General features: G+C 37.4%; 26 protein-coding genes. 17 read left to right on the top strand and 9 right to left on the bottom strand.

Features of this window, described 5'->3' with window-relative positions; translation table 11 throughout:
• Both A9996_RS13785 and A9996_RS13780 read left to right on the top strand, forming a co-directional pair.
• On the top strand, nucleotides 1-500 hold a 500-nt coding region (locus A9996_RS13785), incomplete at its 5' end, for a class I tRNA ligase family protein (protein WP_157487222.1).
• A gap of 210 nt (nucleotides 501-710) precedes the next feature.
• Nucleotides 711-1,418 carry a zinc metallopeptidase gene (locus tag A9996_RS13780; protein WP_066436168.1) on the top strand — a complete coding sequence of 236 codons (708 nt, stop codon included), beginning with the start codon at nucleotides 711-713 and terminating at the stop codon, nucleotides 1,416-1,418.
• Between the two features lie 147 nt (nucleotides 1,419-1,565).
• Here A9996_RS13780 and A9996_RS13775 read toward each other — a convergent pair whose 3' ends face one another.
• The 3 genes from A9996_RS13775 to A9996_RS13765 form a co-directional block, all read right to left on the bottom strand.
• Complete coding sequence (locus A9996_RS13775) at nucleotides 1,566-2,081, bottom strand: hypothetical protein (protein ID WP_146608978.1); 516 nt, start codon at nucleotides 2,079-2,081, stop codon at nucleotides 1,566-1,568.
• A 311-nt stretch (nucleotides 2,082-2,392) separates the two neighbouring features.
• Nucleotides 2,393-2,863, bottom strand: coding sequence for an Lrp/AsnC family transcriptional regulator (locus tag A9996_RS13770; protein WP_066436181.1), 471 nt, complete (start codon nucleotides 2,861-2,863; stop codon nucleotides 2,393-2,395).
• Between the two features lie 113 nt (nucleotides 2,864-2,976).
• A complete protein-coding gene (locus A9996_RS13765) occupies nucleotides 2,977-4,341 on the bottom strand; it encodes a saccharopine dehydrogenase family protein (protein WP_066436153.1) in 1,365 nt (454 codons plus the stop codon).
• A gap of 86 nt (nucleotides 4,342-4,427) precedes the next feature.
• On the opposite strand from A9996_RS13765, the gene A9996_RS13760 reads away from it, so the two are divergent.
• Nucleotides 4,428-4,823: a DUF423 domain-containing protein gene (locus A9996_RS13760; protein WP_066436150.1), complete on the top strand. Its 396-nt coding sequence runs from the start codon at nucleotides 4,428-4,430 to the stop codon at nucleotides 4,821-4,823.
• 59 nt (nucleotides 4,824-4,882) lie between these two features.
• A complete protein-coding gene (gene pckA, locus A9996_RS13755) occupies nucleotides 4,883-6,499 on the top strand; it encodes a phosphoenolpyruvate carboxykinase (ATP) (protein ID WP_066436147.1) in 1,617 nt (538 codons plus the stop codon).
• Nucleotides 6,500-6,576: 77 nt separating this feature from the next.
• On the opposite strand, the gene A9996_RS13750 is transcribed toward pckA, so the two are convergent.
• Nucleotides 6,577-7,326, bottom strand: a complete 750-nt coding sequence (locus tag A9996_RS13750; RefSeq protein WP_066436143.1) for a uroporphyrinogen-III synthase — start codon at nucleotides 7,324-7,326, stop codon at nucleotides 6,577-6,579.
• A gap of 15 nt (nucleotides 7,327-7,341) precedes the next feature.
• Nucleotides 7,342-7,995: a DUF4271 domain-containing protein gene (locus A9996_RS13745; RefSeq protein ID WP_066436139.1), complete on the bottom strand. Its 654-nt coding sequence runs from the start codon at nucleotides 7,993-7,995 to the stop codon at nucleotides 7,342-7,344.
• 86 nt (nucleotides 7,996-8,081) lie between these two features.
• Between A9996_RS13745 and A9996_RS13740 the strand changes: the two genes are divergently transcribed.
• Genes A9996_RS13740 through A9996_RS13730 form a run of 3 tightly spaced genes read left to right on the top strand, consistent with a single transcriptional unit; the run spans nucleotide 8,082 to nucleotide 10,673 of the window.
• Nucleotides 8,082-8,804 (top strand): polyprenol monophosphomannose synthase, encoded by a 723-nt coding sequence (locus tag A9996_RS13740; RefSeq protein ID WP_066436136.1) that lies wholly within the window; start codon nucleotides 8,082-8,084, stop codon nucleotides 8,802-8,804.
• A gap of 58 nt (nucleotides 8,805-8,862) precedes the next feature.
• Nucleotides 8,863-10,245: a dihydroorotase gene (locus A9996_RS13735; RefSeq protein ID WP_066436133.1), complete on the top strand. Its 1,383-nt coding sequence runs from the start codon at nucleotides 8,863-8,865 to the stop codon at nucleotides 10,243-10,245.
• Nucleotides 10,242-10,673: a DUF4296 domain-containing protein gene (locus tag A9996_RS13730; protein WP_066436130.1), complete on the top strand. Its 432-nt coding sequence runs from the start codon at nucleotides 10,242-10,244 to the stop codon at nucleotides 10,671-10,673. The genes A9996_RS13735 and A9996_RS13730 overlap by 4 nt, the downstream gene beginning before the upstream one ends.
• On the opposite strand, the gene A9996_RS13725 is transcribed toward A9996_RS13730, so the two are convergent.
• Entirely contained in the window at nucleotides 10,667-11,695 is a 1,029-nt protein-coding gene (locus A9996_RS13725) for an NAD-dependent epimerase/dehydratase family protein (protein WP_066436128.1), read from the bottom strand. The two genes, A9996_RS13730 and A9996_RS13725, sit on opposite strands and share 7 nt — an antisense overlap.
• Nucleotides 11,696-11,785: 90 nt before the next feature.
• Between A9996_RS13725 and tyrS the strand changes: the two genes are divergently transcribed.
• Nucleotides 11,786-13,096, top strand: coding sequence for a tyrosine--tRNA ligase (tyrS, locus tag A9996_RS13720; RefSeq protein WP_066436124.1), 1,311 nt, complete (start codon nucleotides 11,786-11,788; stop codon nucleotides 13,094-13,096).
• A 325-nt stretch (nucleotides 13,097-13,421) separates the two neighbouring features.
• Here the strand turns inward: tyrS and A9996_RS13715 are convergent, their stop codons facing one another.
• Entirely contained in the window at nucleotides 13,422-14,402 is a 981-nt protein-coding gene (locus tag A9996_RS13715) for a LuxE/PaaK family acyltransferase (protein ID WP_066436120.1), read from the bottom strand.
• A gap of 258 nt (nucleotides 14,403-14,660) precedes the next feature.
• Complete coding sequence (locus A9996_RS13710) at nucleotides 14,661-14,993, bottom strand: T9SS type A sorting domain-containing protein (RefSeq protein WP_111626012.1); 333 nt, start codon at nucleotides 14,991-14,993, stop codon at nucleotides 14,661-14,663.
• 189 nt (nucleotides 14,994-15,182) lie between these two features.
• On the opposite strand from A9996_RS13710, the gene A9996_RS13705 reads away from it, so the two are divergent.
• Both A9996_RS13705 and A9996_RS13700 read left to right on the top strand, forming a co-directional pair.
• Nucleotides 15,183-15,866, top strand: coding sequence for a response regulator transcription factor (locus tag A9996_RS13705; RefSeq protein WP_066436116.1), 684 nt, complete (start codon nucleotides 15,183-15,185; stop codon nucleotides 15,864-15,866).
• Nucleotides 15,866-16,909 (top strand): sensor histidine kinase, encoded by a 1,044-nt coding sequence (locus A9996_RS13700; RefSeq protein ID WP_066436113.1) that lies wholly within the window; start codon nucleotides 15,866-15,868, stop codon nucleotides 16,907-16,909. Before A9996_RS13705 ends, A9996_RS13700 begins: the two co-directional genes overlap by 1 nt.
• On the opposite strand, the gene A9996_RS13695 is transcribed toward A9996_RS13700, so the two are convergent.
• Nucleotides 16,883-17,938, bottom strand: coding sequence for a glycosyltransferase (locus A9996_RS13695; RefSeq protein WP_066436111.1), 1,056 nt, complete (start codon nucleotides 17,936-17,938; stop codon nucleotides 16,883-16,885). The two genes, A9996_RS13700 and A9996_RS13695, sit on opposite strands and share 27 nt — an antisense overlap.
• Nucleotides 17,939-18,210: 272 nt before the next feature.
• On the opposite strand from A9996_RS13695, the gene trmB reads away from it, so the two are divergent.
• The 7 genes from trmB (at nucleotide 18,211) to A9996_RS13660 (ending at nucleotide 23,203) form a co-directional block, all read left to right on the top strand.
• A complete protein-coding gene (trmB, locus tag A9996_RS13690) occupies nucleotides 18,211-18,885 on the top strand; it encodes a tRNA (guanosine(46)-N7)-methyltransferase TrmB (RefSeq protein WP_066436179.1) in 675 nt (224 codons plus the stop codon).
• A 2-nt stretch (nucleotides 18,886-18,887) separates the two neighbouring features.
• Nucleotides 18,888-19,517 carry a LysE family transporter gene (locus A9996_RS13685; protein WP_066436108.1) on the top strand — a complete coding sequence of 210 codons (630 nt, stop codon included), beginning with the start codon at nucleotides 18,888-18,890 and terminating at the stop codon, nucleotides 19,515-19,517.
• Nucleotides 19,514-19,843: an MGMT family protein gene (locus tag A9996_RS13680; RefSeq protein ID WP_066436103.1), complete on the top strand. Its 330-nt coding sequence runs from the start codon at nucleotides 19,514-19,516 to the stop codon at nucleotides 19,841-19,843. Before A9996_RS13685 ends, A9996_RS13680 begins: the two co-directional genes overlap by 4 nt.
• A gap of 266 nt (nucleotides 19,844-20,109) precedes the next feature.
• The gene (locus tag A9996_RS13675; protein WP_066436099.1) at nucleotides 20,110-21,246 is read left to right on the top strand and encodes an Mrp/NBP35 family ATP-binding protein; all 1,137 of its coding nucleotides are present in this window, start codon (nucleotides 20,110-20,112) and stop codon (nucleotides 21,244-21,246) included.
• Nucleotides 21,247-21,293: 47 nt separating this feature from the next.
• Complete coding sequence (locus A9996_RS13670) at nucleotides 21,294-21,536, top strand: NifU family protein (protein WP_066436097.1); 243 nt, start codon at nucleotides 21,294-21,296, stop codon at nucleotides 21,534-21,536.
• Nucleotides 21,537-21,738: 202 nt separating this feature from the next.
• Nucleotides 21,739-22,800: an NAD(P)/FAD-dependent oxidoreductase gene (locus A9996_RS13665; protein WP_066436095.1), complete on the top strand. Its 1,062-nt coding sequence runs from the start codon at nucleotides 21,739-21,741 to the stop codon at nucleotides 22,798-22,800.
• Nucleotides 22,801-22,870: 70 nt separating this feature from the next.
• A complete protein-coding gene (locus A9996_RS13660; protein ID WP_066436092.1) occupies nucleotides 22,871-23,203 on the top strand; it encodes a 2Fe-2S iron-sulfur cluster-binding protein in 333 nt (110 codons plus the stop codon).
• The last annotated feature ends 216 nt before the right edge of the window (nucleotides 23,204-23,419 follow it).

The raw sequence follows: 23,419 nt of genomic DNA, 5'->3' as shown, positions 1-23,419 counted from the left end.
GTTTTTACGTCAACAGTTCCCCTCCTTCGGAGGGGTTAGGGGAGGATTTCAAAATTCTCCACAAAACCATCAAAAAAGTGGAAGAAGACATTGAAAACTTCTCCTTCAATACCACGGTTTCCACCTTTATGATTGCGGTGAACGAATTGACCGCCCAAAAATGTACAAGCAGAGCAATTTTGGAGCCTTTCTTGATTTTGTTATCGCCTTATGCACCGCATATTGCGGAAGAATTATGGGATAAATTAGGACATAACGAATCTATTTCAACAGCGCCATTTCCAGAATTTGATGCTAGTCATTTGGTGGAGAGCAGCAAGAACTATCCAATTTCTTTTAATGGGAAAATGAAATTCACTTTAGAATTACCATTGGATATGAAAAATGCGGACATCGAAAAAGCAGTGATGGCACATGAAAAAACCCAAGAGCAATTGCAAGGACGCACCCCTAAAAAGGTGATCATCGTTCCTGGGAAAATTGTTAATATCGTAGGATAAATATTCTGATGAGGAATTCTCCTCCTTTTCAAGGAGGAGTGTCTTTTGTTTCCGAAAAGAAACAGAAGACGAGGTGGATTTTGATTAGTTACTCACTCAGCACCATCAGCACTTTGAACGAGATAAATAGTAAGAAAGCTGACAAAATTTCCTGACGTTAAATTGGCTTACTTTTTGCTATATTTAATCTAAATTTAAAAAAAAGAAAACATGGGTGGAATAGGTTTAGGCTATTGGATTTTAATTGGAGGTATAGCACTGGTCAGCTGGTTGGTAAGCAGCCAATTAAAAAAGAAATTCAAAAAATACTCGCAAGTCCATTTAAAAAATGGAATGAGCGGAAAGGAAATTGCTGAAAAAATGTTAGCTGATAATGGCATTAGTGATGTAGAAGTCATTTCTGTAAAAGGACAATTGACAGACCATTACAATCCGGCAAATAAAACAGTTAACCTTAGTGAATCTGTTTACGAGCAGCGTAATGCCGCTGCCGCTGCAGTTGCTGCCCACGAGTGTGGTCATGCCGTGCAACATGCGCAAGCTTATGGCGCTCTAAAAATGCGTTCAGCATTGGTGCCCGTGGTGAGTGTTACTTCAGGCATGTCACAATGGTTGGTGATTGGAGGCTTGATTCTTGGTGCTGCCGCAGGTGCTGGATTTGGATACTATATTGCCGTGGCAGGATTGGTGTTTATGGGATTTGCAACATTGTTCAGCTTTATAACATTACCTGTTGAATATGACGCGAGTAACAGGGCATTAGCATGGTTGAAAGGAAAAAATATGCTCACGCCAGAAGAATACAAAGGGTCAGAAGATGCACTCAAATGGGCTGCTAGAACTTATTTAGTTGCCGCAATTGGTGCGCTAGCCTCGTTGTTATATTGGGCTATGGCGGTTTTTGGGGGAAGAGATTAAAATTCCTCTAAAAAGAATATATAAAAAAACCGAATTTCACCTGTGTAGGTTGAAATTCGGTTTTATGCTTTTGTGAATTGTTCTAATTATTTCTTACTGGAATAAGACAATGTCATTGACCAACTTTGAAAGCATTTTAGTATATTTTTAATTGTTATAGGCGAGCTCTTCAAAAGAACCTTTTATTGTTGTGGTTTTGGTGCCATCTATGGAAGATGCCACAATATTGAACTCTCCTGAAATAAGGCGCTGTTGTGCATTTGATGGATGTTCCCGATTATTGGTAATTTTTATCGTTCCAGTTTTAGAATAATAAGATACTGCCGTACTCACATCTCTAATCACACTGTGAGTGATAAAGTTATCTGAATCAATGTTTCCAATTTGTTTCACGGTACCCGTTTTAAAACCGTCAGTATTGTTCAGGAATAAACTAATTGCAGTCCCTTTGGTGTCGGCGATGTCTATACTCAAAGTGTTGCCGTTGGTACCCTTAGTGGCTTCATAAGCGCCAAGTTGGAAGCTGTAATTTGAAAATGTTCCTCCATTTAGTGAGGCCTGAAATTTTGGGCCTTCAGTAGGAGCATCAGTCGTGTCATCACTACTACAAGAAAATATAAGCATTGAAAGGAACAGAACGGAAATAAAATGTAGTTTTTTCATTTTAATTAAATAGGTTAGTTAAGAGACACGTTGGCAATTTTTTAAGGACAAGTGACTTTTTTAGGTTGATTTGGGTCTGTCCAAGTGCTTCAGTGCTCGTGAACGATGGCTAATGTAATAAATTTTATTGATATTTGTTTTATGTCAATTTTTTTTTAGCGCACTCAACATTCTTTTAATACGCTTGACAAAACCAGCTGTATTTTCTTAAATAAGTGTTGGAATTTTATTTCAAAGTAATTTTCCGAGATCGATAGCAACAAATTATAAAAAAACTACTGAAGTTTTCAAGTGTTTTATAATATCACTGTTTAAATTTGAATCTGTCTATCAATCTGCTGATTTAAGGAGATGAACGTTTCGGTTCGAGACACACCTGAAATGGATTGAATTTCCTTATTGAGCAAATGCATCAAATGCTCATTGTCTTTACACAGAATTTTTATCAAAATGCTCCAATTGCCTGTAGTGTAATGGCATTCCAAAACTTCAGGAATTTTTTGAAGTTGTTTTACCGCCTCAGGGTTACTCACAGCTTTGTCTAAGTAAATACCCACAAAAGCCATGGTAGTGTAGCCCAGTACTTTCGGGTTGATGACAAATTTTGAACCCGATATTAAACCGGATTTTTCCAGTTTCCTCAAACGCTGGTGGATTGCAGCACCGGAAATGCCCACTTTTCTGGCAATTTCCAAAATAGGAGTCCTAGCATCTTCCATTAGTGCGCGGAGTATCTTTTTATCGATACCATCAATTTGAATGTTCTGATTGACTATTTTCATATTCACTTCCCGCGAAGAGGGGAATCTCATTTATCCTCAATTTATAAACTCCAAACTCCAAACTCCAAACTCCAAAGTTTGAGCTTCTACCTTAATGCCTCCAGCTTCCGTTTTTACACATTCAAAGGATTATACCCTAAGTACGGCACTTCTTTTTCAGTAAACTTGATATCGAAAGCTTCCAATTCTGATAAAATGGGCCCGTACACTTCTTTGGTAATTGGAATTTGAACCCCAGGAGTTACGATAGTTTGGTTCAAAATAGCCAATGTTGCAATGGCTACTGGAAGTCCCACAGTTTTTGCCATAGCGGTATAGGTTTGGTCTTCTCCAATAGTGACCATGGTAGAATCAATTTGATGCATTTTGCCATTAAGCTCATAACCAAACTTATGGTACATGACAATCATATCCTTGTCATCATCGTGAAGCGTCCAGCTATCCATCAATATTTTCTGAAGTATTTCTGCTGGGGTCGCCTTTTTGAGCGTTACCATTTTGTTTTTATTGAAAAGATCTAATTCTTCAAGCTTGTCCCACACAATGTCATCTTGATCGATTTTGAGAGACAATCTGAATTTAAGTTCTACAGAATCTGTAGGGCTGTATGGTAAAAATGCATTCACAAAATCACGATAGCTCATATTCTCGCTATCCTCTATAGTATAGCTATCGTCAGTCATTCCCAATTGTACGAACATATTCCACGCGCGACTAAAGCCAACGCGACGCATGGTGCCCCTATAAAGGGTTTTGATATGGTCTAACCCATAAACACTTTGGTATTTGAGAGAATCTCTATTGGCATAAGCCTCAAAACGACCATAACCATCTATTTCTAAAAATTCAGTCCTTCTAAATAAACGATGGTAAGGAATATATTTATAATTACCTTCCTGAACAAATTTAGCAGCGCTCCCTTGCCCTGCAACTACAACATTTCTTGGGTTCCAGGTAAATTTATAATTCCAAAGGTTATTGTCACTTTCAGGAGCAACCAATCCGCCAGTAAATGATTCAAACAGTACCATTTTGCCTCCTTTGGCTCTAATGCTATCAATGACCTTCATGGCGCTCATATGGTCAATTCCTGGGTCAACGCCCACTTCATTCATAAATACCAACCCTTTATTTTTTGCGGCAGTGTCCAAATCTTCCATTTCCTTGCTCACATAAGATGCGGTTACCATGTTTTTACCATAGGTAATGCAGTCTCTAGCCACTTCAATATGGTATCTTGCAGGAAGCATGGAGACGACAATATCAGCATTTTCAATGGCATTCTGGCGTGATTGTTTATTAAAAACATCCAAGGTAATGGCCTGGCCATGCTCGTGGTTGTCAATAAGTTTGTTGGCATTGTGAATGTCAATATCACCAACTATAATATGTAAGTTTTCCTCAGTAGACTTATCTAATAAATGTTTGATGAGGTAAGAAGAAGATTTTCCTGAACCTATGACTAAAATCTTTCGCATAATTGGGATTTCTTGAGTAATTTTGTTGTTAAGAATTACGAATTTACTAAATAACTCGCGGTTAATGAAGTCAAAAATGCAATTATATGAATAGAATTATTTTAACAACTGCGGCCATTTTTGGGATTATCGCTATAGCTCTTGGTGCTTTTGGCGCCCATGGTTTAAAGCAATTGATTTCAGTGGATGCCCAACTAACCTTTGAGACTGGTGTGCGCTACCAAATGTATCACGCCTTGTTGCTTTTATTTGTTGGAACCACTAGTTTAATTAAAGAAAAATTAAAAGCTATCATCTATTATCTGGTTGTATTTGGAGTGTTTTTGTTCTCTGGTTCTATTTACGGATTGGCAACTATGGCAGTAACCAATATAGACTTTAAAAGTGTCGGTTTTATTACACCCATTGGCGGTTTATTGTTGATCATTTCATGGGTGGTAATGTTGATCAATTTTTTGAAAATGAGACGTGATAATTCTTAAAAAGAGTGCATACTTTAAAATAATTGCTAATTTTGTAGCCACAAACAACACAAATTATTATGGCCAATAACACCCAACCTACGAAATCGATTTCGTTAGATGAGTACGGTATTAAAAATGCCGAAGTACATTACCAATTATCTCCAGAAAAACTTCATGAAATAGCAGTCGCCAAAGGGCAAGGTGTGGAATCTTCTTCTGGTGCCTTGGCGGTAAATACTGGAGAGTTTACTGGACGTTCGCCACAAGATAGATTTATAGTTAAAGATGAGATTACTAAAGACCGTGTGTGGTGGGGAAATATCAACATTGCATTTGATCCGGATGATTTTCAGAAGTTATATGATAAGGTTACAGCTTATCTTTCAGGAAAAGAAATTTATGTAAGGGACAGTTACGCTTGTGCAGATGAGAATTACAAGCTAAATATTAGAGTAATTACTGAGTATCCATGGAGCAATCAATTTGCTTACAATATGTTTTTACGACCAACTGGCGAAGAATTGAAAAACTTTTCTCCAGAATGGACAGTTGTAAACGCTCCTGGGTTTATGGCCAACCCTGAAGTGGATGGCACTCGCCAACATAATTTTGCGATTTTAGATTTTACGCGAAAAATCGCGCTTATAGGAGGAACCGGTTATACTGGAGAAATTAAAAAAGGTATTTTTTCTGCCTTGAATTTTATCTTACCAGTATTTAAAAACACCTTACCAATGCACTGTAGTGCCAATGTGGGTAAGGATGATGATACTGCGATATTTTTCGGATTATCAGGAACAGGAAAAACAACCTTATCTGCTGATCCAAACAGACGTTTAATTGGAGATGATGAGCACGGATGGACCAAAGAAAATTCCGTATTCAATTTTGAAGGCGGCTGTTATGCGAAAGTGATCAATCTTTGTGAAGAAAATGAACCTGATATTTTTAAAGCGATTAAAAAAGGAGCCATTTTAGAAAATGTCATTTTAAATGCTAATGGAGATGTTGATTTTGATGATGTGTCCATTACGCAAAATACTCGTGTAAGTTACCCAATAGACCATATTGATAATATTCAAGTACCTTCTATTGGTAAAAATCCTAAGAATATTTTCTTTTTAACAGCAGATGCTTTTGGTGTGTTACCTCCAATCTCCAAATTGACACCTAATCAAGCGGCTTACCATTTTATTTCTGGCTATACCGCCAAAGTTGCGGGAACTGAAGCAGGGGTTGTAGAACCTACACCAAATTTTTCAGCGTGTTTTGGTGCACCATTCATGCCGTTGCATCCTGCAAAATATGCAGAAATGTTAAGTGCTAAAATGAAAGAAACTGGCGTTAATGTGTGGTTGGTAAATACTGGATGGACAGGTGGACCTTACGGCGTAGGAACAAGAATGAAATTGAAATACACAAGAGCCATGATTAACGCCGTATTGAATGGTGATTTAAAAGGCTATACTTATGAAGATTACCACATCCATTCCGTATTTGGAGTAGCGCAACCAAGATCTTGCCCGGGTGTTCCTGATGAAGTATTGAGTCCGAGAACTACTTGGGCTGATGATGAAGCCTATTACGCTACAGCCTTCAAATTGACAAATGCCTTTAGAGAAAACTTCAAGAAATTTGAAAATTTTGCAAGCGAGGAGATCAGAAGAGGTGGGCCACAACGCTACGCGTTTTAAACCACAACTTCACTATAAAATAAAAAGGCGATTCAAATTTTTTGAATCGCCTTTTTTAGTTATTTAAAGTAGAAATTTTATTTTCCTTTATTTGCTTTTTCAATATATTTTTCTAACGCCATGGTCATCGATGGGGTTTCTGGTGTAGGAGCCAAGATATCAATTCTCAGTCCGTGCTCTTCAACAGCCTTGGCCGTGGTGTTTCCAAATACCGCAATACGAGTCTCGTTTTGCTTAAAATCTGGAAAGTTTTGAAACAATGATTCAATTCCTGAAGGGCTGAAAAACACTAGAATATCATAGTACACATCTGCAAGATCAGACAAATCGCTAATTACCGTTTTATAGAAAATTGCTTCTTTCCACTTAATGTTCAATGCATTGAGAGTTGCAGGCACTTCATCTTTTAATTTATCTGTAGTGGGCAATAGGAAATTTTCGTCTTTGTATTTTTTGATCAAAGGAGAGAGATCCTCAAAATTGCGTTTACCTACATAAATTTTTCGTTTCCTATACACTACATATTTTTGAAGATAGAACGCCACCGCTTCACTTTGACAAAAATACTTTAGGGAGTCTGGTACTTTAAAGCGCATTTCGTCTGCCACTCTAAAAAAATGATCTACAGAATTCCTGCTGGTCAAAATGATGGCAGTATATTGTGTAAGGTCAACTTTTTGCTGTCTTACATCTTTTGCTGCAACACCTTCTACGTGTATAAATGGGCGGAAGTCAATTTTTACTTTTTGCTTTTCTTGGAGATCAAAGTAAGGCGAATTTTCGATTTTAGGTTCGGGTTGAGACACTAAAATTGTTTTCACTTTCATAGGCTAGGGAGGGTTTTATACTTTATATTCTACAATTATTTTATACAAAATCAGATAAGGCCCAATTTCAAGTGCGCAAAGATACAAAATAAAATAGAATATGTTGTCTATCACTGTCTTTTGATGATTTTTAAACGACGTGATAAATCCAATTACATTGATAATTATTAGTAAAGAAATGACGGCAAAAATTATAACTTTTGATGGGTTAATTGTGTACAATAACAAGGCGTTAATGGGTAAGAGCACAAAGCCACTGAAATTTTTGTAACTGATTTTTTGAAAGAGATAAGCGTCGATCAAACGGTCAATTTCAAACACACTTCCGATAAGTCGTTCGGCTAATATTTTAACCAGAGCCAGGGAGGTAACTCCCAGCATAAACTTTAAAAACACATCCAGCTCAAAGGTTTGTGTAGACTCCAATGTCAAATAGGAGAGGTAGCCAAAGATGGAAATAGAAATGACGAGATTCAAAAATAAGAGCGCATCAAAAACATCAATAAATTTTTGATCCTTGGTGTAAAGTTTGAGGTATTTTGAGTTGCCAAAAACACCCAAAAAATCGATAAATCGATTGGTGAAGGATACTTTGGCAATTGCAATGAAAACCAATCCTAAAACCATAAATATGGTAAACCATTCGTAAGATATGACGTCTCTTAGCATGCTGCTAAATTATAAAGAAAATTTTATCTGTTCATTTCAATAAAATTAATCTTTTAAAAAAACTTACTTTTGCTAAAATTTTACCGATGAAAGACGCCATTGTCATCATTCCAACCTACAATGAAATTGAAAACATTGAAGCTATAATCATAGCAGTTTTTGCGCAGAACAAGGCTTTCGATGTGCTTGTGGTTGATGACAATTCACCAGATTTGACAGCCGAGAAAGTAGAGTCGTTGCAAACAGAGTTTCCAGACCGTTTATTTTTGCTCAAGCGAGAAGACAAAACAGGTTTGGGCACAGCATATATTGATGGATTTAAATGGAGCCTCGCCAAAAACTACGAGTATATTTTTGAAATGGACGCCGATTTCTCACATAACCCCGAAGATTTAGGCAAACTTTATTCGGCCTGTGCGAGTGATAGGGCTGATGTTGCCATTGGATCTCGATATATCACGGGTGTTAACGTGGTCAATTGGCCAATGAATAGGATATTACTCTCATATTTGGCATCCAAATATGTTCGGTTTATTACAAGAATGGACATACAGGACACTACAGCAGGTTTTGTTTGTTATAAAAGGAAAGTCTTACAGACTATTAACTTAGATACAATTAAATTTGTGGGCTACGCGTTTCAAATAGAAATGAAATTTAAAGCCCATTTAAAAGGGTTTAATGTTATTGAAATTCCTGTAATTTTTACAGATCGGGCAAAAGGAAAATCGAAAATGAGTGGCGGGATTATTTCCGAAGCTATTTTTGGAGTCATTACCATGAAATTCAAAAGCTTATTTAGCAAATAATATGAAACGAGCATGCTAAAAAATTCACTACCCATGGGAATGATTAATTGCGAACAGCATGTGTCCGTTAAAAAACAATAAGAAAAAAATACATGAAAGACAAAAACGGTACTTAATTAAAAATGCAAAGATTGTTAATGAAGGACGCATTTTTGAGGGCGACATTTTAATTGAAGGAGAGTTTATTAAGGAAGTTGCTGATTCTATCAGTGCTAAAACATCTGATGTAGTTGTAGTGGATGTTGAGGGCAGCTATGTGTTTCCTGGAGTCATCGATGACCAAGTCCATTTTAGGGAGCCAGGATTGACACATAAGGCAACTATTGAGTCAGAATCCAAAGCTGCCGTGGCTGGTGGGATCACGTCGTTTATAGAAATGCCAAACACCGTGCCTCAAACCACAACTATAGAGAAGCTTGAAGAAAAGTTTGAAATTGCTGCAAACACCTCCTACGCCAATTATTCATTTATGTTTGGGGGTACCAATACCAATTTGGAAGAAATATTAAAGGTAGATTCTAAAAATGTTGCTGGTCTTAAACTGTTTTTAGGATCATCAACAGGTGATATGTTGGTGGACAATACGGAAGTTCTGGAAAAGATCTTCAAAAGTACTGACTTGTTGATTTCTGTACATTGTGAAGATGAAGCTACCATCAAAAACAATCTTGAGGAGCATCTTGAAAAATATGGGAACGATATTCCTATGGAATGCCATCCTGTTATTAGAAGTGAGGAAGCGTGCTATATATCCTCATCTAAAGCTATAGAATTAGCAAAAAAAACTGGGGCACGCTTGCATGTTTTCCATTTATCTACAGGCAAGGAGACCAAGTTGTTCTCTAATAAGATTCCGCTCAAGGATAAGAAAATTACTGCAGAAGTGTGTATTCACCATTTATGGTTTAGTGATGAAGATTACAAGAAAAAAGGCTCATTAATCAAATGGAACCCTGCTATAAAGACAGCGAAAGATCGTGACGAACTATGGAAAGCTCTTTTAGATGACCGCATTGATGTGGTTGCTAGTGACCATGCTCCACATACCTTACAAGAAAAACAAAATGTTTATACAGATGCGCCATCTGGAGGACCGTTAGTACAGCATGCGCTTGTAGCTATGATTGAAAGCTATCATAATGGTAAGATCAGTTTAGAAAAAATTGCCGAGAAAATGTGTCATAATCCAGCCATCTTATTTCAGATAGAAAAACGCGGCTATATCAAACCAGGATATTATGCTGATTTGGCTATTGTGGATATCAACAGCCCATGGACGGTGAAAAAAGATAACATTATATATAAATGTGGCTGGTCACCTTTTGAGAACACGCTTTTTAAATCGAGAATTACTCATACGTTTGTGAATGGCGCCTTAGTGTATAAGAATTTCAAGTTTTTAGATGTCAAAGCCGGGAAACGATTAACCTTTATTAGATGAAACACTTCTTTTGCATCATTGTTCTGATTGCCCTTTTTGGGTGCAGCGGCATGGACAAACCTAAAAAGCCGACAAAATTGATTGGCAAGGATAAAATGACGGAGATCATGTATGATGTGTATATTCTTAATGCAGCGAAGGGAGTCAATAGGAAAATATTGGAGCTTAATGGGGTCATGCCCCTAGATTATGTCTATAAAAAATATAATATCGATAGTTTACAGTTTGCCGAAAGCAACACCTATTATGCTTATGATACTGAAGGCTACTCGGCCATGATTGAAAACGTGAGAGTAACTCTCCAAAAAAATAAGGACCTTTACGAAGAGCTGGTTAAAGAAGAACAAGAACTTGGTGACTCCACTGGTGTCACTAAAAAAAGAGTAAAAGGCGCACTAAGAGAAATTGAGGACCCTTTACCTCAATAGGGATTTTTCTCCAAATCACTTAAGAATAATTGAGCGTTTTCCTTTAGAGAAATTGACATTGGTTTAAATTTGAAATTGAGCGCATCTTTTAACTTCGATGCATCATATTGTGTGATGCTCTTTGCGCTTTTTACCATATGCCTAGATAATCTGCGGCGTTTTCCGGTGAGGACTTGGTTCAGCCAATCCAAGCGCCAGCCCACTGCTAAAATAAAAGCGCTGGCCTCTTTTAGGGCGGGTTTTACATTGAGTGCCAAAGCTGTTTGCTGCTGAAACTCTTTAAAGGATAAGTTTTCTGAAATGACAATAAACCGTTCATTTTTTATATCGCTCTCCATCAATAAAATCATGGCCTTCACAACATCATCCACATCCACATAGCCAGTAACACCCTTTGTGTAATACGGCATGCCCTTATAGACCTTTTTTAATAAACTGCTACTGCCACCGCCATTCCAGAACCCTGGCCCAATGATAATTCCCGGATTCAAAATAACTGCGTCAACCCCTTCTTGGGTACCACGCCAAACTTCAGTCTCAGCCCCATATTTGGTAATGGCATACACGCTGTTATCCTCTTCTTGGTTCCAATGGGTGTCTTCAGTAATGAGCTGCTCAGGATTTTGATGATGCCCAATAGTTGCAATAGAACTCACATAACACAATTTTTTAACTCCATTTGAGATGCATAAGTTGACCACATTTGCAGTACCCTTAATATTCAAATTGCGCAGTTGGTGGTATTTGTCAGGTTCAAAACTCACAAAAGCGGCACAATGGTAAACGTAATCAACATCTTTGAAGGCAATTTCCAAAGAAGGTACATCTGTAATATCAGCTTTAATCCATTCAATTTTTTGATACAGTGAGGCAACGTCTTCAGTGTAATAAGAAAAGACTTTTTTTACCAACTCCAATTTATGTTCTCTTCTGTAAATTGCCTTCACCTTGGCGTTGGTTTCCAATAATTTAAAAAGCAAATGAGAACCTACCAATCCTGTACCTCCTGTAACTAATATCATGTGACTAAAATAAAGAATTATTACATATTAATTCCTAATTCTCTACTGATGTTTATCTTTGCGGGACATTAGAAAATAATTCTAGAATTCATGACAAACGCCTTTGTAGAAGATTTACGTTGGAGAGGAATGGTCCACGATATCATGCCCGGCACTGAAGACCAACTCAATAAAGAGATGACCACCGCTTATATTGGCTTTGATCCTACGTCAGATTCACTCCATATCGGGAGTCTGGTTCCAATAATTCTTTTGGTACACTTGCAAAGAGCAGGGCACAAACCTATGGCTTTGGTTGGTGGCGCTACTGGAATGATTGGAGACCCTTCTGGTAAAAGCGATGAACGTAATTTACTTGATGAGGTTGCTTTGGAAAAGAATGTGGCGGGAATAAAATCAGTGTTATCCCGATTCTTGGATTTTGATTCTACCGCTAAAAACGCTCCAGTTTTAGTGAACAACTACGAATGGATGAAGAATTTCACGTTCATTGACTTTGCAAGAGATGTTGGCAAACGCATTACGGTCAATTATATGATGTCCAAAGATTCTGTCAAAAAACGTTTATCTGGCGAAGAAGGTAGTGTTGGCATGTCCTTCACGGAATTTACCTACCAATTGATCCAAGGGTATGATTTTTACCATTTGCACAAACATCATAATGTTGTTTTACAAATGGGCGGAAGTGACCAATGGGGTAATATTACCACAGGAACCGAGTTGGTAAGACGTATGAATGTTGGTGAAGAAGCAAAGGCTTATGCAATGACCTGTCCGTTGATTACCAAAGCTGATGGTTCTAAATTTGGCAAAAGTGAAGGCGGCAACATCTGGTTGGATGCTGATAAAACATCAGTATACCAATTTTACCAGTTTTGGTTGAATACAAGCGATGAAGATGCTGAGAAATACATTAAAATTTTTACCTTTTTAGATAGAAAGATCATTGAACACTTAATAGTTGAGCACCATGAAGCGCCACATATGCGCCATCTACAAAAACGATTGGCTGAAGAAGTGACCACTTTTGTACATTCTAAAGAAGATTTTGAAAATGCTGAAAGAGCATCAAATATTTTGTTTAGTGACTCCTTTAAACAAGACATAAAAACCTTGAATGAATCCATGTTTTTAGAAGTGTTTGAAGGTGTGCCTTTAGCTGAAATTTCTAAAGCTGACTTTGATGAAGGTGTCGATATGATTGCGGCACTTGCTGCAAAGACCAATTTTCTTAATTCCAACGGCGAAGCACGTCGTGCCTTGAAGGAAAATTCAATTTCTGTAAATAAGGATAAAGTTGCTGAAGATTATGTCTTGTCAACTGAGGATCTGATCAATGGCAAATACATTATTCTCAATAGAGGGAAGAAGAGTACTTATATTGTTAAAGTGGGTTCTTAATATGAAGTCATTTCAACCCTAATCAAAAAACAAAAAGGTGGAATACTAAGATCCCGCCCATCCTGAAGTGTCGGGAGCGAGATTGGTTCAGCTAGGTAATCTTTGAAATTTAATTTACAAATTTAAAAGATTGCCGCTTTTCTAAAAAAAAAACGCCTGACGAATTAAACTTCAATCAGGCGTTAAAAAACCAACCAATCAACTTAAAAACTTCTTTCTTTTACTAATTATAGAATACTTTTTTTTGGCTTCCCAAAATGTCAGTCTTTTTAAGTGTTGGTTTGGTCGTATGTATTACATTGCAATTACAGACTTTAACAAACATTTATAATACCATGAGGTTGCAACCTCTAATGTCTGAATTATCAAAACGTCCAATAATTTCAAATTGATTATCAGGTAACACCTTTCCTAAGTCCTGTGTGGCAATAAAAGAGCATGAATTGATGTTTGCCAAATCAATAACGTTAATGCCTCCTGTCTTGTTTTTCGGGAGGATGGTCAATGCATCTTCAGGATCTCTTGTTAAAATCTGCATCCATTTGGGGCATTCAAAAACGCCATGGCCTTTGGAATACGCCTGACTCAATAATTCAGTCATCCCATACTCGCTATGGATGGTTTTTACGCCAAAGCCTTTTTCAAGTATGGCATGAAGTTCTTCTCTTACCAATTCTTTTCGTCTTCCTTTCATGCCACCGGTTTCCATAATGACGGTATTTTTCAATTGAAATTGATATGATTCTACGAGGTCGAGAAGTGCAAAGGAGACGCCAATAAGTAAAACCTTTTTACCATGTGCATCTAACGAAATTAAAATATCTTTCAACTCTGAGAGGTTATGCAAGTAAAATCCACTTTCTGGTTGGTGCGATTTTTCGATCATGTCTTCTACCATATAGATCAATGAAGAACCTTCACGTTCCAAATAAGATGGTAATAAGGCCAAAACCACACAATCTTCAATAGTACCATAAAAATGCTTGAAGGCACGTCTAAAGCTTTCCTCGTAAATCTGAACATCCGTTACTTGATGTTTACTGGTCATAGCGCCCGTAGTTCCTGAACTGGTAAATAATTGTTCAACCGGTTGTGAACTGCTCAAAATATCATGCGATTTGAAGAATTGTATCGGTAAAAATGGGATGTCTTCAATACGCTTCACATCACTGGGGTGGATATAAAGCAAATCACAAAACGATCGGTACACACGATTGTTTTCGAATTGGAATTTGAAAACCTCAAGGCTTGCAGACTCAAATTCGGCTTGTGTTTGGATGTTAAAAATGGCGTCCGTAGAAATCATGATTCAAAAATATAGAAATAAAAAAAGCGCTACCTCATTAAGACATCGCTTCTCTGTTATTTTAAAAGTGTTTTTATTAAGTCTCCAATTTCTTGGTTAATGTAATTTCGACTTTGATGAAATTTCAGAAGACAAACAGCTGTATTTGAACAGGACAATCTAAAATAATTTTAAAAAGTAGTACTTTGAATAGTTGTTAGATCTTAGATTCTTGTATTACAAAAAGACAAACGTCGCATTAAAGATATTAATCGTAAACTATCTCACCACCAACTTTCTAGTGGCAGAATTATTTCCTTCTCTAATTTTTAAAATATAGATGCCAGCGGTTAATTTAGAAATGTTCAATTCTTTTCCAAAAACAGAACTGGAAAGAATTTTTTTGCCTAAAACATCATAAATTTCAACTTCTTTGGTCAAGTTGTCTTTTGTGGTAATATATATTTTGCCATTACTTACGGGGTTCGGATAGATGGTCAGATTAGATATGCCATCTGAGGTAGAGATTTTGGACGGGCCGTTTTGTGCATATGTAGTAGCACCAAAACCAAGGCCAAAGATTAAAAAAAGTATAAAAAAGTAGTTTTTCATCAAATAGAGTCTTTTTATAAAGGTACAAAATTAGTACAAAACCCGTTCCAAAAATTTGTTAAACAGTTAATTTTTGAGTAAAAGGTTAAACTGTTGTTTGCTATAGGTTATTTTAACGTTATCATTATTTCAGTTTTTTGTAAAGTATTTGTTAATAATCCTATCTTTACCTTATAATTCAATGGACTCATGAAAAATAAGGATATAAAGATTTTGTTGGTAGATGATGAGCCAGATATTTTAGAAATTATTGGTTATAACCTCTCTATTGAGGGTTATCAAGTCATAACAGCAGAGAATGGTATCCAAGCCATTAAGAAAGCGAAAAAAGAACGCCCCCAGCTAATTATTTTAGACGTCATGATGCCTGAAATGGATGGGATTGAAGCCTGTGAGCAAATTCGTAAAATTCCTGAACTCAGCAATACAATTATTACCTTTTTAACCGCCCGAGGTGAAGATTATTCACAAATGGCCGGATTTGATGCTGGCGCAGATGATTATATTACAAAACCCATTAAGCCAAAAGTGTTGACCAGCAAGGTTAAAGCCTTGCTCAGAAGGTTAAAGGACGAAGAGCCTTCAGAAGCAATCCTCAAAATAGGAGGATTGATCATTAATAGAGAAGAATACAAGATCTCCAATAAAGGCAAGGAAATTATTTTGCCAAGAAAGGAGTTTGAATTGTTATCTTTGTTAGCAACCAAGCCTAATAAAGTATTCAAACGCGAAGAAATCCTAGATAAAGTATGGGGTAACGAAGTTGTTGTTGGTGGACGGACCATTGATGTGCATATCAGAAAGTTACGGGAAAAAATTGGCGACGACTGCTTCAAGACCGTAAAAGGTGTGGGCTACAAGTTTGTTGACTAATGAAAAAAAACATTAAAAGGTCTTATAAGTTCGCAACCAAAACCTCACTCTTTATTACTCTGGTCTTAACAGTGTTAATCGCTGTTTTTTTGTCCGTATCCGAAGCTTTTAACATAGGGGTGCTATTTGGTTTTTCTGCATGTTGTTATTTCGTTTCATTCTTCATCATCCAATACCGTGTAGAACGTTTTATTTATAGACGTGTCAAAAAAATCTACGATGATCTAACACTATTGGAATCAGCCTCTTTACGCAGGCAGCCCATAACTACTGATATGGCTACGCTTACTCAGGAAATCGAGAAATTTGCTAAGGATAAAAAGCTAGAGATTGAAACCCTCACCGTTAGAGAAGAGTACCGCAAGGAGTTTTTGGGCAATATCTCTCACGAATTAAAAACGCCGTTATTTACAGTGCAAGGCTATATCCTGACTCTGTTGGACGGAGCAATGGATGACGAAAAACTTCGGGAAAAATATTTGGAGAGAGCCAATAAAGGGGTTGAACGCTTGATTTATATTGTTCAGGATCTGGACATGATTACTAAATTGGAAGTGGGAGATTTAAGTTTAAATATTGATACTTTTGATATCGTTGAAGTGGTAGAAGGTGTTTTTGATCTGCTGGAAATGAAGTCTGCCAAGAAAAAAATCACGCTGACGTTTGACATGTTGTATTCCAATCCAATATTGGTCAAAGCAGATAAGGATCGGATCCGTCAAGTGCTTAGCAATCTTGTGGTCAATTCCATCAAATATGGAAGATTCAAGGGTACTACTGAAATAAGTATTGAAAACTTGATAAAAAACAAAGTCATTGTAAGGGTTACTGATAACGGCGAAGGCATTGCAAAAGCTAATATTCCGCGTCTTTTTGAACGGTTTTATAGAGTCGATAAAAGTGGCTCCCGTAAAGAAGGTGGTTCCGGACTGGGACTATCTATTGTAAAGCATATTATTGAAGCACATGATGAAAGAATTTATGTTGAAAGTGAATTGAGCGTTGGTAGTGAATTCTCATTTACCCTCGAAAAGGCCAAATAACGCCTTAAAATTAAATTCTGTCTCCTTAGTTTCTAAGCCAGTATAATCATCCGCCGCCTTCAGTTTTTCTAAACTAAAATCTTCCTGGGTACAACTAGGCGCCCATTTTTTTTCTGCCAGTGTTTTCGCCAAATATTCCTGTTCAAATTGCCCAGGGGTAGGAATAAAGAAAGCTTTTTTGCCCAGCTTTGCCAAATCCATGATTGTGGTATAGCCTGAACGTGCCACAATTAGCGTGCTTGAATTTAAGTATTTTTCTAAAAGTTCAGAGGTCATATAATTGTAGACAGTCAAATTCTCAGAGGTGTAAGATACTTGTGTTTCTTCCATGATACCTCTTACAAAAAGAACCTTTCCATCATAATTTTTAAAATCATTGAGCAACTTTTTCTCTAAAATCTCACGCTGTGGCTCAGGGCCTGATAGCAATACCATAACAGCAAATTCAGGACTACATGGCTGTTTTTGAAACCTACTCAACGGGCCGATATAAGTGATGTTGAAGTTGGCGTTTTCAATGTGTCCCATTTTGCCACTCAAATGTGGTTGTTCAAAGTGGTCCGGCACCCAACACGCATCAAAGCGTTTGATGATTCTTTGGTGTAGTTTGGAGCTCAACCATGTCGTAGTTCCGCTTAAAACCTTCAATTGGTGGGTAATAAACACTGAAGGCACATGTTTATGGTAAAGGCCAAATCTATTATCTGAAATAATGCCGTCAATAGCATGTGATTTTACAATAGTTTGGATGGCATACTGTTCTAAACGAATGGTTTTTAAAATTCGTGGCGTATCTTTAAAAAGCTTCAATTTTAACAGCGATCCTTTTTTAGAATAAGTGATGTTGTAAGACGGTAATTCTAAAGCTTCCAAACTAGGAAACTCTTTTTTTAGAAGTGACAAAGCGGCTCCATCGCTCGCAATAACAGGTGTAAAGTTATGCTGTAATAAGGCATTAATGATCGGGATGCAGCGTGCCGCATGACCCAATCCCCAGTTTAATGGTGCAACTAAAATTTTTTTCTTCATCTTCTATGGGGCGCGACCACAAGGGTCAGGTTTTCCGCTGTATCTTTTTTTGCCAAATGGAGTATTTATATAGTGAACATTTATAGCGCGGCAAAAAAAGGATGCCGCTTCAACCCTTCGCGCAAATCCAGCAATCATTCAAAAATTCGCTGGAACATTCAAAGATAAGAATATCTGAGCTTCCATATATTTCCTTAATTTTGCGAAACCTTAAAGTTAAGGGTAGCTCAGGCTATTTTAAAGGGTATACAAGAATTGCAAATACTAAAAAAGTGGGAAGTAAAAACAAACTCAAAAGATTTAGAGAAAATGAAACGTTTTCAAACGTCTATCAACCAACACGTGACGAATTGGTCAATGGCGACTTCGAATTAAAGGGCCATTGGAATGCCAAAGTGTTTGAAAACGAACATCCTCTTGTTTTAGAATTAGGTTGTGGAAAAGGGGAGTACACCCTTGGATTAGCAAATAGATATCCTAACAAAAACTTTGTAGGGATTGATATTAAAGGTGCCCGATTTTGGCGAGGTGCCAAAACAGCTGTTGAGAACGGAGTTTCTAACGCCGCGTTTTTAAGAACACAAATAGAACTCATTGATCACGCCTTTGGTAAAAATGAAGTGGATGAAATTTGGATTACCTTCCCAGATCCGCAAATAAAATATAAACGGACCAAGCATCGCATGACCAATGCTACCTTTTTAGAGCGCTATAAATCCATCCTAAAACCTGAGGGTGTGGTGCATTTAAAAACAGACAGTGAGTTTATGCATGGATACACTTTAGGCCTATTGCACGGTGCTGGCCATGAGGTGCTTTACGCCAATCATAATGTGTATAAGCAAGAGGGAAGTCCTACTGAAGTTACGGAAATACAGACCTATTATGAAGGTCAATATTTAGAAAAGAATAAAGCAATTACCTATATTAGATTTAAAATTAAATAGTCTTGAATATTACTGTCATATTTTTTCTCGGAATGATCATCGCGCTTGTAGGTGTTATTCCTCCCGGATTGTTGAATATGACGGCTGCCAAAATCAGCCTGAAAGAAGGACATGTGAGAGGGATTATGTTCTCTGTTGGAGTTTGTGTGGTGGTTTTTTTGCAAACATATATCGCTGCAATGTTTGCAAGATATTTGACCAACCATCAAGATGTGGTTGAGGTATTGCAGCGTGTAGCGTTAGTAATATTTATATTGATCACGGTGTATTATCTCCTCATCGCAAAGGCGACTTCTGCAACTGAAATTGATCCACAGTCAAAAAGTAAGCATAGTCGTTTTTTTCATGGCATGTTCTTATCGGCCATCAATGTTTTTCCTATTCCCTATCAAGCATATATGACTATTACGTTAGCCTCTTTTGGTTGGTTGGAATTTAACAGAACCATGATCATCTCTTATGTTTCGGGTGCCGTATCAGGTACTTTTGTCATGTTGTATGTCTATATCTTTTTCTTTGATAAAATGAAGAATAATAATCTGACGTCCCAAAAGAATATGAACTACATCATCGGGACAATTACAGGGATCATTGCTATTGTGACGCTGATCAATGTTTTAAGAGAACTATGAAACCTGAAACGTTCAATTTCTTTGATAAGGTGTATGAAGTGGCCAAACAAATTCCATATGGTCGGGTCACTAGTTTCGGTGCGATTGCCATCTATTTAGGAGCTGCAAGAAGTGCAAGAATGGTTGGCTATGCGTTAAACGGTTCTGTGGCACAGGATGTTCCGGCGCATCGTGTGGTCAACAGGAAGGGATTGCTTACTGGCAAACACCATTTTGAGGGCACTAACCTCATGCAGCAACTATTGGAAAGTGAAGGGGTTGCTGTAAAAGACAACCAAGTCCAAGACTTTGATAAGGTATTTTGGGAGCCAATTAAGGAACTATAAAATGTCTTATTCAAAATTCCGAAGCATGTTTTTTATAGGATCTTTTTTCGGAATTTTTTTTGAAAAATTCGCAAATAATCCTCAAAACCCCTTATATAGAATCACTCTATAACACCATAAAAAACTTCAAGCTTCTGACTTCTGTCTTCAACCTTTATTGAGTATATTTGCACTTTAGAATGATTCTTAATTAAATCAAGAAAAGCGTAAGGAAACTGGTTCATTATGACGGGCTTATCCTTTATCTTTTTAGTAGCTCAAAAAACATGAAATTACATAAACAAGATATTCTTAAAGCACTCGAAAATATCACTGCTCCTGGCGAAGGTAAAAATATGGTAGAAAGTGGTGCCGTAAAAAATGTAGTCACATTTGCGGATGAAGTTATCGTTGACATTACCATTAATAATCCGAGTCTTCAGGCCAAGAAGAAAACTGAAGTTGAAATCATGAAAATTATTCATGATAAGGTGTATGAAAAAGCCAAAATCACAGTCAATGTGAAAGTAGATGCTCCTGCAAAATCGTTGGCCAATAACATAAAAGGGAAGGCTATTCCTGGTATTCAAAACATTGTTGCTGTAGCTTCTGGTAAAGGGGGTGTGGGTAAATCTACCGTCACTGCAAATTTAGCGGTCACTTTGGCTCAAATGGGTTTTAAAGTTGGAATTCTGGACGCTGATATTTACGGGCCCTCTATTCCAATCATGTTTGACGTAGAAAAGGAACGCCCTACGGCAGTTAACATCGACGGAAAATCTAAAATGAAACCTGTAGAAAATTACGGCGTAAAAATCTTGTCCATCGGATTTTTTACCCAACCTGATCAGGCCGTTGTTTGGCGAGGACCAATGGCGGCAAAAGCCTTAAATCAAATGATTTTTGACGCACATTGGGGAGAACTTGACTTTATGCTTATTGACTTGCCTCCCGGTACTGGAGATATTCATTTGAGTATTATGCAGTCGCTACCGATTACAGGAGCGGTTATTGTAAGTACGCCACAAAATGTCGCATTGGCTGATGCTAAAAAAGGTGTGGCCATGTTCCAGCAGGAAAGCATCAATGTACCTGTGTTAGGAATAATTGAAAATATGGCCTATTTTACACCCGAAGAATTGCCAGATAACAAATACTATATTTTTGGAAAAGAGGGCGCCAAAAATCTGGCAGAAGATTTGAGCGTACCATTTTTGGGCGACATACCGTTGGTACAAAGCATTCGTGAAGCTGGAGATATTGGCCGACCTGCAGCGCTGCAAACCGCTACACCGTTGCAAATGGCATTTGAGAAAATAACTCAGAATGTTGTGGAAGAAGTAGTGCGGCGTAATGATGATTTGCCACCTACTGAAGCAATAAAAATTACCACTATGGCTGGTTGCTCGGCGGTTAAAAAATAATTGAAAAAATTTGTAGATGGTTTCATGCATACCTTAATATGATAAAGATGACAGGTGAAGAATTGAGAATTAATGTTGAAAAAGCACTAGATGAAATACGGCCATTTCTTCAGAGTGATGGTGGCGATATTTCGTTGTTATCCATTGAAGATGATAAACTCGTTAGAGTGCAGTTGGAAGGTGCTTGCGTCGGGTGTTCAGTCAATCAAATGACTTTGAAGTCGGGCGTTGAAATGACTATTAAAAAGTATGCGCCCCAAATTGAGCATGTCATCAATGTGGAGGCTTAATCCCTTGGCAATCATAAATTCAGAAATAGTTTAGTTTTGCTTTTGAAATAATGATAAAAATGGGGTCCCGATATGCAAATCCAGGTGAATTTTGAGTATGTATAATATGATGAATGTCATGAAATTTGCGTTTCTTTCTTTGGATTTTTGTATTCTAAAATGAAGTTGAATTAAATGAGTTACCCACTTTCAGGGTTTATATATGATTAAAACAGATATTCTTATTATTGGCGCAGGACCAACAGGATTATTTGCTGTGTTCGAAGCAGGATTACTTAAATTGAAATGCCATCTTATTGACGCTCTGCCACAACCTGGAGGTCAATGTTCTGAAATTTATCCTAAAAAACCTATTTACGATATACCTGGGTTTCCTGAAGTATTGGCTGGTGATTTGACCACTAATCTTCTTGAGCAGTGCAAGCAATTCGAACCTGGTTTTACTTTGGGAGAACGTGCTGAGACTATTGAAAAACAAAAGGATGGCAGTTTTATTGTCACCACAAATAAAGGTACAAAACACCAAGCTCCTGTAGTTGCAATTGCTGGAGGCTTGGGCAGTTTTGAACCGCGTAAGCCGTTGATTGATAATATCTCTTCTTTTGAAGGTAACGGTGTAGAATATTTTATAAAAGATCCTGAAATGTACCGCAACAAGCGTGTGGTTATTTCTGGTGGGGGTGATTCTGCTTTAGACTGGAGTATCTTTCTTTCCGATATTGCTTCAGAAGTTACTTTGATCCACAGGCGAAATGAATTTAGGGGTGCTTTAGATTCTGTGGATAAAGTGCAAGAGTTGAAAAATTTGGGAAAGATCAATCTCGTCACGCCTGCAGAAGTGATCAATATTGTAGGACACCATGAAGTAGAAGCTGTCGTGGTAGCCCAATCTAAAAATATTGAAAAGGAATTTGAAATTGAATGCGATCATTTTATTCCTTTGTTTGGATTATCTCCTAAACTTGGTCCAATTGGCAATTGGGGTCTCGAAATTGAAAAGAACGCCATTGTAGTCAACAATGCGTTGGACTATCAGACCAACATTCCGGGGATTTTTGCTATAGGTGATGTAAATATCTATCCCGGAAAATTGAAATTGATTTTATGTGGATTTCATGAAGCAACGTTAATGTGTCAGGCGGCTTATCAAATTATCAACCCAGGAAAAAAATACGTCCTCAAATATACCACAGTTAGTGGTGTAAATGGTTTTGACGGAACGCGGAAGGAAGCACCAAAGCAAGTTATCAAAGCAATTGATTAATCTAATTGAAAGGGTATCAAAAACCTTAAGGATATAAATAAAAAGATTCCCTTTTTCTTGGGAACTAAGGATGGAACAAGATATTACCATAAAAATTACAGATAGAGAAGGAGTTACCCACAAAGTATTGGCGCCAACAGATATGGCAATGAACCTTATGGAGGTGGTAAGAAGCTATGAATTAGCCCCAGAAGGTACAATTGGTATCTGCGGCGGAATGGCCATGTGTGCCTCCTGTCAATGTTATGTTGTAAGCGACACAGAACTCCCAGAAATGCAGGATGACGAGGAAGCGATGCTCTCTGAAGCCTTTTATGTAAAGGGCAACTCAAGGTTAGGGTGCCAAATCCACATCACTAAAGAATTGGAAGGTTTGGAGGTAGAACTTGCTCCGGAATCTTAATTCAATCAAATAATTTACAGGCAATCAAAATCTGCATAATTTAAAAAGAGCAATTGTATTTCTAAGGTCTTTAAAGGTTTTTCAGATCTTGACAATAGCGCTTCGTACTTTCTAAAAATTCTTTATTCTATAAAGTCAAAGTAAGCCATCTGTGATTAAAAAATAAAAAGCGAACCTTATGGCTCGCTTCTCTTATTCTTTTAAATCTTTATATGA

Source organism: Gelidibacter algens (assembly GCF_001678675.1).
Taxonomy (GTDB): domain Bacteria; phylum Bacteroidota; class Bacteroidia; order Flavobacteriales; family Flavobacteriaceae; genus Gelidibacter; species Gelidibacter algens.
This window is presented reverse-complemented; position numbering and strand designations above follow the sequence as displayed.